Consider the following 14,793-nt stretch of genomic DNA (forward strand, 5'->3'; position numbering starts at 1 on the left):
TGTCGGCAAGGGCCCGGGCGGCTGCGCTGCCGTCCGACCGATTTGTTTGCTGCCAGTACTAATACGGCATGGGGGCGTCCGTTTCTAGACCGTCCCGGTGACGCGCAGGTCACACAGGGGAAACATGGCCGCTCGCGCGGGGTGTTCGAGCCCTTGTTCCGGCGGATCCATGGCCTTCGGCGGGCGAATCGAAGCGCTTCGAAAAATATTTGTTTTGTGTACGATCAAAATCAGGAACCACAGGAACGGACCCCCCATGAAGTTCACCGACGGCTTCTGGCAGATGCGAGACGGTGTCCACGCCTCGTACGCCACCGAACTCCGCGACCTCCGCCTCGACGCCGGCCGCCTCACCGCCTACGCGGCCGTCCAGCGCGTGACCCGGCGCGGCGACACCCTGAACGCCCCGCTGATCACCGTGGAGGCGTACGCCCCCGCCGAAGGCGTCATCGGCGTCCGCGTCACCCACCTCGCGGGCAAGCGCCACCCGGGCCCCGACTTCGCCCTGCCCGGCGCCACCGGTGACCCCTCCGCCACCACCCGCGAGGCCGCCGGGGCCGCCGAGCTGACCAGCGGACCGCTCACCCTCCGGGTCCCCGAGGACGGCTTCGGCCTGGAGTTCCGGGACGCGGACGGGCGCGTCCTGACCGCCGCCGGACGCAAGGGGACGGCCTTCGCCACCACCGGCGACGGCGCGCACCACATGGTCGCGCAGCTCGCGCTGGGCGTCGGCGAGACGGTCCACGGGCTCGGCGAGCGGTTCACGCCGTACGTGAAGAACGGCCAGGTGGTCGACATGTGGCAGGCGGACGGGGGGACCAGCAGCGAGCAGGCGTACAAGAACGTCCCGTTCTACCTCTCCTCGCGGGGCTACGGCGTCTTCGTCAACCACCCCGGCAAGGTCTCCTTCGAGGTCGGCTCGGAGGCGGTCGGCCAGGTGCAGTTCAGCGTCGAGGACCAGACGCTGGAGTACTTCGTGGTCGCCGGACCCACCCCCAAGGAGGTGCTGGCCCGCTACACCGCGCTCACCGGCCGCCCGGCGCTGCCCCCGGCCTGGTCGTTCGGACTCTGGCTGACCACCTCGTTCACCACCGCGTACGACGAGGCGACCGTGACCTCGTTCGTGGACGGCATGGCCGAGCGGGGCATCCCGCTCTCCGTGTTCCACTTCGACTGCTTCTGGATGCGCGAGTACCAGTGGTGCGACTTCGAGTGGGACCCGGCCGTATTCCCCGACCCCGAGGGCATGCTCGCCCGGCTCAAGGACAAGGGCCTGCGGATCTGCGTCTGGATCAACCCGTACATCGCGCAGAAGAGCCCCCTGTACGCGGAGGGCGCGGCCCGGGGCTACTTCGTCCGCACCCGTGAGGGCGACGTCTGGCAGTGGGACAAGTGGCAGGCCGGCATGGCCCTGGTGGACTTCACCAACCCCGAGGCCACCGCCTGGTTCCAGGACAAGCTGGGCACCCTCCTCGGCCAGGGCGTCGACGGCTTCAAGACGGACTTCGGCGAGCGCATCCCCACCGACGTCGTCTGGCACGACGGCTCCGACCCGGAGCGCATGCACAACTACTACACGCACCTGTACAACAAGGCCGTCTTCGAGCTCCTGGAGAAGGAGCGCGGCCAGGGCGAGGCCGTCCTCTTCGCCCGGTCCGCCACGGCCGGCGGCCAGCAGTTCCCCGTGCACTGGGGCGGCGACTGCTGGTCCTCCTTCGAGGCCATGGCGGAGTCCCTGCGCGGCGGCCTGTCTCTGAGCCTGTCCGGGTTCGGCTTCTGGAGCCATGACATCGGCGGCTTCGAGGGCACCCCGGACCCGGCGGTCTTCAAGCGCTGGCTCGCCTTCGGGCTGCTCTCCTCGCACAGCCGGCTGCACGGCTCCTCGTCCTACCGCGTCCCGTGGGAGTTCGGCGAGGAGGCGGTCGCGGTCGCCCGGCGCTTCACGGAGCTCAAGCACCGCCTGATGCCCTACCTGTACGGGGCGGCCGTCGAGGCCCACCGCACCGGCGTCCCCGTGATGCGCCCGATGCTCCTGGAGTTCCCGGACGACCCGGCCGCCCGCACCGCCGACCGGCAGTACCTGCTCGGCCCCGACCTCCTGGTGGCCCCGGTCTTCAGCGAGGACGGCGAGGTGGAGTACTACGTCCCCGAGGGCACCTGGACCCACCTGCTCACCGGCGAGACGGTCACCGGCCCGGCCTGGCACCGGGACACCTACGGCTTCGACAGCCTCCCGCTGCTGGTCCGCCCCGGCGCGGTCCTCCCGGTCGGCGCGGACACCTCCCGCCCAGACGGCGCGTGGACGGAGAACCTCCAGCTGCGCGTGTACGCCCCCGAGGGCACCGGCGACCTCCGCCGCACGGTCACCGTCCCCGGTCTCACGGGCGAGCCCGCCGCCACGTACGAGGTGATCCGCGAGGGCGGCACGCTGCGGGTCACCGCCGACACGGACCGGCCGTACGAGGCGGTGACCGTCACGCCCGGGGTGAGCGCTCCCGCGATCTGACCCAGGCGGTGAACGCCTCGACCGCGTCCACCACCGCGTCGAACCGCAGCGAGTGGTACAGGTCGAAGGCGTGGTTCCCGCCGCGCAGCTCGGCGTACACGACCGGGTTCTCGGACGCGTCGCGCAGCCCCTCGGCCACCTCGCGGATGTCGTCGGCCGGCACCAGCGGGTCCAGGTCGCCGTGGACGATCAGCATGGGCGGCGCGTCCGGCCGGGCACGGCCCAGCGGGGACGACTCGGGGCCCTGGTGCCAGTACGAGCCGAGGAAGCCGTTCAGCACGACGAGTCCGGTGACCGAGGTGTCGGCGTCCTCGAAACCCGGCTGGAACGCGGGGTCGTCGGGGGTCAGCGCGGCGATCGACCCCATGTGGCCGCCCGCCGAACTGCCCGCCACGAACAGGGTCGAGGGGTCGGCACCGTACTCGTGGGCGTGCTCCCTCGCCCAGGCGATCACCCGCTTCAGGTCGATCATGTGCTCGGGGTGCCGGACCTGCGGCTTCAGCCGGTAGTTGGCGCTGATGGTCACCCAGCCCCGGCTCGCCAGCCGGTACAGGAGCGGCAGCGACTGGCTGTTCTTGTGGCCGCCGCTGTAGTGGCCGCCGTGCATGTGGATCAGCACGGGCGCACCCTGCGGACGGGCCCGGTGGTGGTACACGTCGAGCAGATTGCGGCGCCCCGCATCCCCGTACGACAGGTTGGCCACCCGCCGCACGTCCGCGCGGCGCTTGAGGATCGGTACGAACAGGACGCGCAGCCACGGGGGCCGGCGCCGCAGCCCCTCGGCGAGGTCCGCGTCGATCTCGGCGCGCCAGCTCCTGCCGAGACCCTCGGCCATCGCCCGCTCGATCCGGTCCCGGTCGCCCCACGCGCGGTGGGCGATCACCGCGAGCCCGGGCACGGTCAGGGTGGCCAGCGCGACGATGCCCCAGGCGCCCGGCGAGTCCATGACGTCGTCCTGGGCGAACGCCATCGCCGTCGGGACGAGCAGCATCCAGAAGAAGGCGGCGAACGGCAGCTCGTTGGCGGCCAGCCCGAAGATGTAGCTGGGTCGGCCCAGCGGGTGCTCGAACGGCACCGGTCTCAGCGCACACCACGTGCCGATCGCGACGATGAGCACGGGGATCAGATATCCGACAGGCACGGCACCTCCTGGAACGGCAGCCGGGCCTGCCCACTCGTGCGCACCCCCGGTCGAGGGCAGCGCTAACCAGTCTTCCCCGACGGGCGGCAGGCATCAACGACGTTACTGGTAACGTCTTTTGACTCTGGACTAAAGAATCCGGGGGGCCGGGCGTGGAGATGCGGGAGATCGAGATATTCCTGACGCTCGCGGAGGAGCTGCACTTCAGCCGCACCGCCGAGCGGCTGGGCGTCAGCCCCGGCCGGGTCAGCCAGCTGGTCAGGAAACAGGAACGCCTCATCGGCGGCCCCCTCTTCGACCGCACCACACGCACCGTGCGCCTCTCACCCCTCGGCGAGCAGCTGTACGAGGCGCTGAAGCGCGGCCACGAGCAGATCACCCAGGGCATCGAGGCCGCCAAGGCCAGCGCCCGGGGCACCCGGGGCACCCTGACCCTCGGCACCATGGGCCCGTACGCCCTCCAGATCAAGGACACCCTCGACCTCTTCCAGGCCCGCCACCCCGACGCCCGCGTCCGGCACCGCGAGATCCAGCCCGCCTCACCGCTCGACCTCCTGCTGTCGGGCGACGTGGACATGGTCTACGTATGGCTGCCCGCCGAAGGGCCCGGCCTGACCGTCCTGCCGACCGCGCACACCTCCGCGCTGCTCCTGATGGTCTCCTCCCGGCACCCCTTCGCGGGGCGGGAGTCCGTCTGCCTGGAGGACTTCGGCGACTGCGCCGTGGTCGAGGGCGGATCGATCCCCGCCGCCATGGAGGAGGTCCTCAACCCCCGGCACACCCCCTCCGGCCGCCCGGTCCGCCGGGGCCCCCGGGTCACCACCTGGCAGGAGGCGCTCAGCGTCGTCGCCTCGGGCCAGGCCACCGCCGCCGTCCCGGCCGAGACCCAGGACTTCTACGCCTGGCCGAGCCTGGCCTACGTCCCCATCCGCGACGCGCCCCCCTGCCGCTGGGCCCTGGTCTGGCGCACGGCGGCGGAGTCACCGCTCACCCGCGCGTTCGCCGAGGCGTCGTCCGACGCCGACCGGCTCAGGCACTGACGTCTCCCGGGCGCGCCCGCCCGCACCGCCCCGGCCGGAATGCGATCGTGGACCGGCGGGTTAGCGCCTGTACGGAACGTGAGCGGTAACAGCACTGAGAGCGGATGGCCTACACATGGGCGAGCTGATCCTGATCCGGCACGGCGAGACCGAGTGGTCCCGCGACGGGCGCCACACCAGCCACACCGATCTGCCCCTGACGCCCCTCGGCGAACGCCAGGCCCGCGCCCTGGCCCCCCTGCTCGCCGACCGCTCGGTCGCGCTCACCCTGGTCAGCCCCCTGGTCCGGGCCCGGCGCACCGCCGAACTCGCCGGGCTGGCCGCGCCCCGCATCACCCCGGAGCTGCGCGAGTGGGACTACGGCGGCTACGAGGGCATCACCACGGACGAGATCCGCCGCACCCGGCCCGACTGGAACCTCTGGACCGACGGGGTCGGCGCCGGCCCGGCCGCCCACCCCGGGGAGACCCCGGCCGAGGTCGGGGACCGGGCGGACCGGGTGCTGGCCGAGGTCGCGGAGGCGGCCGGACGCGCCGGTGACGGGGACATCGTGCTCGTCGCCCACTCGCACTTCCTGCGCGTCCTGACCGCCCGCTACCTGCGCCTGACCCCGGCCGAGGGCACGCTCTTCCAGCTGGCCACGGGCGCGGTGTCCCGGCTCGGCCGGGAGCACGGCAACCCGGTCATCACCGCGTGGAACGTCACCCTGCCGGAGAGCCTGTTCCCGGCGGCGGTCCCGGAGAAGCCGGAGCACGCCTGAGGAACGCCGACGGCCGGCAGCCCGCAGGGGGCTGCCGGCCGTCGGCCTACGCGGGGCATGGTCAGGCGATCAGCTCCACCTCCGCGAGCGACGCCTCACCGTCGAACACCAGCCGGTAGTGCGCGTACGAGCCGGGGGACTTCACGGAGAAGGCCCGCGTCTGCTTGTCCCAGGCGAAGGACTGGCCGGACCGCTTGTCGAGGTCCTTCCAGCTCTTGCCGTCCGACGAGCCCTGGAGCACCCAGCCCTTCGGCGCCGTCGCCTTGGCGGCCGAGGTCAGCGTGTACTGGACGCCCTTGGCGGCGGACGGGACGGGCAGCTCGACCGTGGCGGCGGTGCCGGTGGTGGCCGAGGTGTTGTCGAACAGCGGGCCCTCGCCCTTCAGCACGTCCTTCCTCGGCGACGGCACCTGGTCGTCCTTGGTGATGGAGACCGGCGCGGCGTCCTTGCCGGTGCCCCAGGCGGACGGCTTCGGACCCATGTCGAAGTCCAGCATCCCGCCCTTGGCCAGCAGGTCGTGCGGCAGCGAGGTGGAGGTCCACTTCTTGCCGTTGACCTTCAGGCCCTGGACGTAGATGTTCTTCGCGCTGTTCCTCGGCGCCTTCACGACCAGCGTGCGGCCGTTCTCCAGGTGCACCGTCGCCTTGGTGAAGAGCGGCGAGCCGATCGCGTACTCGCCACTGCCCATCACCAGCGGGTAGAAGCCGAGCGAGGAGAAGAGGTACCAGGCCGACTGCTCGCCGTTGTCCTCGTCGCCGTGGTAGCCCTGGCCGATCTCGCTGCCCGTGTACAGGCGGCCCAGGACCTCGCGGACCTTCTCCTGCGTCTTGTACGGCTGCGAGGCCGCGTCGTACATGTAGGTGACGTGGTGGGCGACCTGGTTGCTGTGCCCGTACTGGCCCATCCGTACGTCACGGGCCTCCGTCATCTCGTGGATGACGCCGCCGTAGCTGCCCGCGAACTCCGGGGTGCCGGTCTCCGGGGTGGCGAAGTACGTGTCCAGCTTCTTGGCGAGCCCGTCCCGGCCGCCGTACAGGTTGGCCAGACCCTTGCTGTCCTGCGGAGCGGTGAAGGCATAGCCCCAGCCGTTGGTCTCCGTGTAGTCGTAGCCCCAGACGCGCGGGTCGTAGAGCCCGGACGGCAGCCGCCAGTCGCCCTTCGCGTCCTTGCCCTGGAAGAAGCCGGCCTTGTCGTCGAACAGCTCCACGTAGTCGCGGGCCCGGTTCATGAAGTACTCGGACTCGTCCTTGTAGCGCTGCTCGTGCGTCTTCTTGTACAGCGCCTCGCCCATCCTGGCGATGCCGTAGTCGTTGACGTAGCCCTCCATGGACCAGGACATGCCCTCATGGGTCGTGGTGTCGGCGTACCCGGTGAACGGGGACGTCTCCATGCCCTTGCGGCCCACGCCCGAGGACGGCGGGACGACCGTCGCGTTCTTCACGGCCGCGTCGTACGCCGCCTTCGCGTCGAAGTCCACGCCCTTGACGTACGCGTCGGCGAACGCCACGTCCGAGGAGGTGCCGGTCATCAGGTCCGCGTAACCCGGCGAGGACCAGCGGGAGATCCAGCCGCCGTCCTTGTACTGCTGCACGAAGCCGTCGACCATCTCACCGGCCTTCTTCGGCGTCAGCAGCGAGTACGCCGGCCAAGTCGTCCGGTACGTGTCCCAGAAGCCGTTGTTGACGTACACCTTGCCGTCCACGATCTTCGCGCCGGTGTGCGTCGGGGTGTCCGAGCCGACCTGCGGGGAGAACGGGGAAGCGTACTTGTCCTTGCCGTCGACCCGCTCGGAACCCGAGTTCGGGTAGAGGTAGAGCCGGTACATGCTGGAGTACAGCGTGGTCAGCTGGTCGGTGGTGGCGCCCTCGACCTCCACCTTGCCGAGCAGGTCGTCCCAGGCGCCCTGCGCCTTGTCCTCGACCCGCGCGAAGGAGCGCGAGGCGGGGATCTCGGCGGCCAGGTTCTTCTTCGCCTGGTCGATGCTGATCAGCGAGGTCGCCAGGCGCAGGTTCACCGTGCGGTCCTTGCCCGCGTCGAAGCGCAGGTAGCCGGTGACGTCGTCACCGCCGCCGCCCGAGAGCTTGCCGCTCGCGGTGACCGGCGCGTCGAAGACGCCGTACACGAACAGCCGCGTCGCCCCGGTCGAGCCGCCGCTCTTCACGTCGGAGAAGCCGGTGAACGAGCTGGTCGCCGGGTCCAGGGTGAGCCCGCCGTCGTTGGAGACGTTGTCGAAGACCATGCTCGCGTCCTTGCCCGGATACGTGAACCGCATCCGCGCCGCGTGGTCGGTCGGCGTCATCTCGGCCTTGAGGCCGTTCTCGAACGTCACACCGTAGTAGTGCGGCCGCGCGGTCTCGTTCTCGTGCTTGAACGGCAGTGCGCGGGCCGTGCGGGAGGCGTCCGGGGTGCCGGAGGCCGCCGAGGGCATCAGCTGGAAGGTCTGCCGGTCGCCCATCCAGGGGCTCGGCTCGTGGCTCGCGGCGAACGCCTGCAGGGTGGGCAGGTTGTCGTCGTTGTTGCCCCGCGCGTAGTCGTAGAGCCAGCTGGTCGAGCCGGCGTTGGTGACCGGCGTCCAGAAGTTGAACCCGTTGGGGACCGCCGTCGCGGGGAAGTTGTTGCCGCGCGAGAAGGAGCCGCTGGAGTTGGTGCCCCGGACGGTCGACGCGTAGTCCGAGAGGTGCGCCTTGCGCTTCTCCGGCTTCGCGGGCGCGATCTTCAGGTCGTCGATCCAGCCCTGGAACTTCGCCGGACCCTTGGGGGAGTCGTACGCGACCAGGATGCGGTCGACGGTCTTGCCCGCCGCGACGGTGCCGATGGAGGCGTCGACCTTGTTCCACTGGTTGACGTAGAGCCGCTTGGCGTCCGCCTGGCCCTGCGGCGTCAGCAGCCCGCCGTTGGTGTCGGTGGCGCGCAGGTCGCTCAGGTAGGTGCCGTCCGTGAAGGCCAGGTCCACCGCGACGTGCGTGGCCGGGTAGGACAGGTCCGTCTCACCCATCTGCGGGTAGACCAGGTAGGACAGCTCGGTGTCCCGCTCGACGCGCGTGTTGACGTCGAAGACCTTGTTGTACGAGTACGCCCGGCCGTCGGCCTTGTGGGTGCCCGCGTACCGCAGCGCCTTCGTGCCGGTGAAGCCCGCGCCGGCCTTCGCGGTGGGGGAGCCGGAGGGGCCGTTGCTGATCTGCGTGCGCATGTCGGAGGGCGCGGGGGCGGAGGTGTCGCCGTCGGAGAACTGGACGTCGGCGAGCTGGGTGGCGTCGGTGGCGCCGTTGTTCTTCGTGATGTTCAGGCGGAAGTGCTGGTACGCCTTGTCCGTCTCGAAGTCGTACGACTTGGTCTGGAAGCGCTCGCTGAAGGTCTGGCCCGTGCGGGTGTCCAGGTCCGTCCAGGTCGTGCCGTCCTCGGAGCCCTGGAGCGTCCAGTCCTTGGGGTCGCGCTCGTCGTGGTCGTCGGCGGAGGTGAGCGCGTACGTCACGACCTTCACCGGGTCGGCGAGGTCGAACTCCAGCCAGGCGGTGGGCTCGAACGACAGCCACTTCGTACCGGATTCGCCGTCCACGAGGTTTTCCTTCACCTCCCCGCCGCCGGTGTTCTCGTCGCTGGCGCGGACGTCGGTGACCTGGTCGGTCACATTGCCCGGTATTCCGGAGGAGAATCCGCCATCGACACCCGATGACCGCTTCTTTCCGTCGGGGCCCTCTTCTACGGAATTGCGCCAGTCCGGCTGCTTTTCGTCTTCTTCGAAGGACGTGCTGAACGTCCGGTCACCCGTGGGCCTTTGGCCTCCGGGGCCAGACCCGGCCGATTGAGCGGCGGCCGCCGTGGGGGCTGTCACGACCAGGACCAAAGAGGTCGCGATCAGCGCTGCCGTGCTGCTTCGTCTCGTACGAGAACGGTGTCGGGGGTGCATGCCGAGCCATTCCTCCCGGGGAAGTGCGCGCTTGGACAACGTTGTCAGAAGATGCGCAGGAACAAGTAGGGAGGCAAGTGGCTGATGGTGTCAAGGGAGTTGGATCGGGGCCCGCCGCCGAATCGACCGGAATGCGGAAATCGTTACATCCGAAGGAGGGTCCGGAGTGTCGAGGTATCCGCGAGGTCTCAACTCGGGAAAGACTGCCGTGCAACCTTGCTTTCGATCTTGCTCAGTTGGCGGCAAGTGGACTATACCTGTCGGCGTCTGCACAGCTGGTTCACCGGTTGTGCGGCTGGGGGACACGGGGGCAGGACAAGCACGACGCCGCAGGTGCGTCGGCTGTTCGGTCCCCCGTCGCCCCCCACGGCAATCGTTAGCCTGAAATCTGTACCACCCAAGCGCAACTGACCGCGGTGGCGGGGCCCTTCGCTGAGGCGAATTACGACGGGGCGACCGGTACACACCGCCTGAGTCCTGGAGAAGGCGAGGACTTGAGCATGGGATCCACCTCCGCCCACAACAATGAGGGCCTTGGCCGTCGCGATGTGATCAAGCGTTCTGCCGCACTCGGTCTGATCACCGTTCCGACCATGAGCTTCCTGTCCGCCTGCGCGAGCGGCGACAGCGGCGGCGACGAGCCCGTCAAGAAGGGCAAGACCAGCGCGAAGAACCCGCTGGGCGTCAACGAGAGCGCCGCGCTCGACGTGGTGATCTTCAACGGCGGCTTCGGCGACCAGTACGCCAAGGACGCCGAGAAGAAGTACGGCGAGGCGTTCCCGAAGGCCAAGGTCAAGCACACCTCGACGCAGAAGATCCAGTCGCAGCTCCAGCCGCGCTTCAACGGCGGCACCCCGCCGGACCTGATCGACAACTCGGGCGCCGAGCAGATGGACATGGGTGTCCTCGTCGGCAAGAAGCAGCTGCTCGACCTGACCCCGCTGATGGACGCCCCGTCCTACGACGACCCGAGCAAGAAGGTCCGCGACACGCTGCGTCCGGGCGTTCTGGAGATGGGCCAGTTCGAGGGCGACCCGGTCTGGATCATGTACTACGCGTACACCGTGTACGGCGTGTGGTACTCGCAGACCAACCTGGAGAAGCTGGACGCGGAGTACCCCGAGACCTGGGACGACATGCTCGCCCTCTGCGCCAAGGCGAAGAAGCAGGGCATCGCGGGCTGGACGTACGCCGGTAAGTACCCGTACTACCTGCCGTTCTCCCTCTACCCGTTCATCGCCAAGATCGGCGGCCGGGAGGTTCTCGACAAGATCGACAACCTGGAGCCGAACGCGTGGAAGGACCCCGCCGTCAAGGCGGCCTTCGAGGCGTACTACGAGCTCTACAAGAAGGGGTACATCCTCAAGGGCACCCCGGGCCTGACCCACATCCAGTCGCAGACCGAGTGGACCAAGGGCAAGGCGCTCTTCATCCCGAACGGTTCGTGGGTGGAGAACGAGGCGGCGCCGACCACGCCCAAGGACTTCAAGATGATGGTCGCGGCTCCGTCCAGCCTGGACAAGTCCGACGCGATGCCCTTCGGCACCATCTGGGCGTCCGGCGGCGAGCCCTTCGTCGTCCCGGCCAAGGCGGCCAACCCGCAGGGCGGCATGGAGCAGCTGCGCATCATGCTCTCCGAGGAGTCCTCGAAGAACTTCACCAAGCAGGTGAAGTCGCTGAGCGCCTTCAACGGCGGCACCGACGGCCTGACCCTCTCCACGGCCATGCAGTCCGGTGTCGACGCGCTGAAGAAGGCCGGCGACAACGTGGTGAACCCGCGCCTCCAGGACTGGTACGTCAAGCTCCAGAAGGAGCAGATCGGCACCGCCGGTCTCGGTGAGATGATGGCGGGCCGACTGACCCCGGCCGAGGCCATCAAGAAGATCCAGGGCTACGCGGACGCCGCGGCCAAGGACCAGTCCATCAAGCACTACAAGCACCAGTGAGCAACCGTCACCAGCGGCGGCACCCGCGGAAAGATCGGGGTCGGTAAACGATGCAGCACGGCAAGTACCGGTTCATTGTGGGGTTCCTGGTAGTCCCCTTGGTGTTGTATGCGGTCTTCGTCATCTGGCCGTTCATCCAGGCCATCTACTATTCCTTCACGGACTGGACCGGACTGAGCCCCGACTTCAAGATGGTCGGCTTCGGCAACTACTCCAGGATGCTGAAGGACGACATCTTCTGGAAGTCGCTCCAGCACAGCGTGATTCTCGTGCTGGTGCTGCCGCTGGTGACGCTGGGCCTCGCGCTCTTCTTCGCCTTCATGCTCAACGTCGGAGGCCGTCGGCGGAAGAACGCCGCGGTCGCCGGCGTGCGGGGATCGGGCTTCTACAAGATCGCCTATTTCTTCCCGCAGGTCCTGTCGATCGTCATCGTCGCCCTGCTGTTCCAGTTCGCGTACAACCCGCGTTCTGGCATGATCAATTCGGCGCTGGAGGGGATCGGTCTCGACTCCGTCCAGCCGGAATGGCTGGGCGATCCGAATCTGGCGCTGATCTGCGTCATGGTGGTGCTGGTCTGGTCGACGGTCGGCTTCTTCGTCGTCCTCTTCTCGGCCGGAATGGCGTCCATCCCCAAGGACTTCTACGAGGCGGCGCTCCTGGACGGGGCCAGCCGCATCACGACGTTCTTCAAGATCACCGTCCCGCTGCTCTGGGACACCATCCAGTCGGGCTGGGTCTACATGGGCATCCTGGCCCTCGGCGTCGAGGCGTTCACGGCCGTCCAGGTCATGACGGTCGGCCCCGGCGGTCCCGACTACTCGACCTCGATCCTGCCGCTGTACGTCTACCAGACCGCCTTCCGCGACGGTCAGGCCGGATACGCGACGACGATCGGTGTCGGACTGCTCGTCGTCACCATGGCGTTCGCCGCCGTCGTGATGCGGCTGGGCCGGCGCGAGCGGCTGGAGTTCTGATGCCGCGCTTCCCGGGACGCGTTCCCCGCACCCCCAGCAGGCAAGACAGCCCGGCCGCGGCGGCCGGCTCGACAGTAGTACGAGGTGAGCACGCGTGAAGGCCACTGAAACCCCTCCCGCGGTCGCGGCGACGGAACCGGCCCCCGTGTCCAAGTCGCCCGCCCCGGCGGGCAAGGAGAAGAAGACCAGCGAGGGGAAGACCCTCAACGTCTTCTCGCACGGCGTGCTGATCATCTGGGCGATCCTGGTGGTGCTGCCGCTGCTCTGGGCGATCATGTCGTCGTTCAAGACCGACGACTCGATCCTGTCGACGCCGTGGAAGCTGCCGGACACGCTTCACTTCGAGAACTGGTCGCGCGCCTGGAGCCAGGCGCACATGAGCGATTACTTCTTCAACACGATCGTCGTCGTGGGCTGTTCGCTCATCGGCACCCTGCTGCTCGGCTCGATGGCGGCCTATGTGCTCGCCCGGTTCGACTTCCCGGGCAACCGCTTCATCTACTACATGTTCATCGGCGGGATGAGCTTCCCGATCATCCTGGCGCTGGTCCCGCTGTTCTTCGTGATGAACAACATGGGGATGCTGAACACGCGGCACGGACTGATCCTGGTCTACATCGCGTACTCGCTGCCCTTCACCGTCTTCTTCCTCACCTCCTTCTTCCGGACGCTACCGGGGTCGGTGGCGGAAGCGGCGATGATCGACGGGGCCTCGCACACCCGGACGTTCTTCCAGGTCATGCTGCCGATGGCCAAGCCCGGACTGATCAGCGTCGGCATCTTCAACTTCCTCGGCCAGTGGAACCAGTACATGCTGCCGACGGTGCTGAACACCGACCCGAAGTACCGGGTGCTCTCGCAGGGTCTGGTCGAACTGGCCAGCAGCCAGGGCTACAAGGGCGACTGGTCCGGCCTCTTCGCCGGTCTGGTGATGGCGATGCTGCCGGTCCTCGCGGCCTACATCATCTTCCAGCGCCAGGTCGTGGCGGGGCTGACCGCGGGAGCGGTGAAGTAACGCCCCGTACACCCTGAACGCACTTCACGAACGAAGCGAACCGCCCGCCGGCATCCCAGCCGGCGGGCGGTTCGTCTGTGTACGGGGGACTTCGCCCGGGCCGCGGGGTGGAGGAGCGGTGCTCATCGGTGGCTCCGACTGCTCAAGGTCTTGACGGGGCCCGCCCGAAAACGGTCAGCTTAGAGTTCACATGTTGGAGAATATGGCAGGAGTGAGTGAGTCGATGGAGACTCCGGGGTCGCAGACGTCTCTGCATCGCGCCAACCTTGAGCGGGTCGTGCGCGCCGTACGCATGGCTGGTTCGCTCACCCAGGCGGAGATCGCCAGGAGTACGGGCCTCTCCGCGGCCACCGTCTCCAATATCGTTCGCGAACTGAAGGAAAGCGGCACGGTCGAGGTGACCCCCACCTCGGCGGGCGGCCGCCGGGCCCGCAGCGTCTCGCTCAGCGGTGACGCGGGCATCGTGATCGGCGTCGACTTCGGCCACACCCACCTGCGCGTGGCGGTCGGCAACCTGGCCCACCAGGTGCTCGCCGAGGAGTCCGAGCCGCTGGACGTCGACGCCTCCTCCGCCGAGGGCTTCGGACGGGCGGAACAGCTGGTCAAGCGGCTGATCGAGACCACCGGGATCAGCCCGGGGAAGGTCATCGGGGTGGGACTCGGTGTACCCGGCCCGATCGACGTCGAGTCCGGCACCCTGGGCTCCACGTCGATCCTGCCGGGGTGGACGGGCATCAACCCCAGCGAGGAGCTCGCCGCCCGCCTCGGCGTGCCGGTCTACGTGGACAACGACGCCAATCTCGGGGCCCTGGGCGAGCTGGTGTGGGGGAGCGGCCGGGGGGTCAGGGACCTCGCGTACATCAAGGTCGCCAGCGGTGTCGGCGCCGGTCTGGTGATCGACGGGCACATCTACCGGGGCCCGGGCGGCACGGCCGGCGAGATCGGCCACATCACCCTGGACGAATCGGGCCCGGTCTGCCGCTGCGGCAACCGCGGCTGCCTGGAGACCTTCACGGCCGCGCGCTACGTCCTGCCCCTGCTCCAGCCCAGCCACGGCCCCGATCTCACCATGGAGCGGGTGGTCCAGCTGGCCCGCGAGGGGGATCCGGGCTGCCGACGGGTGATCGGTGACGTCGGGCGGCACATCGGCAGCGGGGTGGCCAACCTCTGCAATCTGCTGAACCCGAGCCGCGTGGTGCTGGGCGGCTCGCTGGCGGAGGCCGGGGAGCTGGTCCTGGGGCCCATCAGGGACTCCGTGTCGCGTTACGCCATCCCCAGCGCGGCCCGGCAGCTGTCCGTGCTTCCGGGGGCCCTGGGGGGCCGTGCGGAGGTGCTGGGCGCGCTGGCGCTCGTCCTGAGCGAGATGGGGGATTCAACCCTTTTGGAGAGCACCCTCCCTGCGGCCACTCCTGCCTTCACTTAGATAACGAATGGCACCGTTGTCATCTCGTTAAGGATTTACTCCTTGACGCCGCCCTCGCGGCCGAGTTGACTTCCAGCCACC

Annotated in this window: 9 protein-coding genes; 7 read left to right on the plus strand and 2 right to left on the minus strand. The window is 68.9% G+C overall.

Going from position 1 to position 14,793, the window contains the following annotated elements; all coding sequences use genetic code 11:
• Positions 1 to 256 precede the first annotated feature (256 nt).
• On the plus strand, positions 257 to 2,506 hold the full coding sequence (yicI, locus tag OHS17_RS26530; protein WP_330314160.1) for an alpha-xylosidase: 2,250 nt from the start codon (positions 257 to 259) through the stop codon (positions 2,504 to 2,506).
• On the opposite strand, the gene OHS17_RS26535 is transcribed toward yicI, so the two are convergent.
• Complete coding sequence (locus OHS17_RS26535) at positions 2,475 to 3,647, minus strand: alpha/beta hydrolase (RefSeq protein ID WP_330314161.1); 1,173 nt, start codon at positions 3,645 to 3,647, stop codon at positions 2,475 to 2,477. The genes yicI and OHS17_RS26535 overlap by 32 nt on opposite strands.
• 158 nt (positions 3,648 to 3,805) lie before the next feature.
• Between OHS17_RS26535 and OHS17_RS26540 the strand changes: the two genes are divergently transcribed.
• Complete coding sequence (locus OHS17_RS26540; protein WP_202533223.1) at positions 3,806 to 4,687, plus strand: LysR family transcriptional regulator; 882 nt, start codon at positions 3,806 to 3,808, stop codon at positions 4,685 to 4,687.
• A gap of 115 nt (positions 4,688 to 4,802) precedes the next feature.
• Positions 4,803 to 5,447, plus strand: a complete 645-nt coding sequence (locus tag OHS17_RS26545; protein WP_330314162.1) for a histidine phosphatase family protein — start codon at positions 4,803 to 4,805, stop codon at positions 5,445 to 5,447.
• A 61-nt stretch (positions 5,448 to 5,508) separates the two neighbouring features.
• Here the strand turns inward: OHS17_RS26545 and OHS17_RS26550 are convergent, their stop codons facing one another.
• Positions 5,509 to 9,354: a GH92 family glycosyl hydrolase gene (locus OHS17_RS26550; RefSeq protein ID WP_443066152.1), complete on the minus strand. Its 3,846-nt coding sequence runs from the start codon at positions 9,352 to 9,354 to the stop codon at positions 5,509 to 5,511.
• 500 nt (positions 9,355 to 9,854) lie between these two features.
• Between OHS17_RS26550 and ngcE the strand changes: the two genes are divergently transcribed.
• From ngcE to OHS17_RS26570, 4 genes are all read left to right on the plus strand, one after another.
• Positions 9,855 to 11,300, plus strand: coding sequence for an N-acetylglucosamine/diacetylchitobiose ABC transporter substrate-binding protein (gene ngcE, locus OHS17_RS26555; protein WP_073861363.1), 1,446 nt, complete (start codon positions 9,855 to 9,857; stop codon positions 11,298 to 11,300).
• A 50-nt stretch (positions 11,301 to 11,350) separates the two neighbouring features.
• On the plus strand, positions 11,351 to 12,274 hold the full coding sequence (locus OHS17_RS26560; protein WP_018100732.1) for a carbohydrate ABC transporter permease: 924 nt from the start codon (positions 11,351 to 11,353) through the stop codon (positions 12,272 to 12,274).
• Positions 12,275 to 12,368: 94 nt separating this feature from the next.
• Positions 12,369 to 13,289 carry a carbohydrate ABC transporter permease gene (locus OHS17_RS26565; protein WP_330314164.1) on the plus strand — a complete coding sequence of 307 codons (921 nt, stop codon included), beginning with the start codon at positions 12,369 to 12,371 and terminating at the stop codon, positions 13,287 to 13,289.
• 223 nt (positions 13,290 to 13,512) lie between these two features.
• Entirely contained in the window at positions 13,513 to 14,712 is a 1,200-nt protein-coding gene (locus OHS17_RS26570; RefSeq protein WP_330315363.1) for an ROK family transcriptional regulator, read from the plus strand.
• The last annotated feature ends 81 nt before the right edge of the window (positions 14,713 to 14,793 follow it).

This window comes from Streptomyces sp. NBC_00523 (assembly GCF_036346615.1).
In the GTDB taxonomy this organism is placed as follows: domain Bacteria; phylum Actinomycetota; class Actinomycetes; order Streptomycetales; family Streptomycetaceae; genus Streptomyces.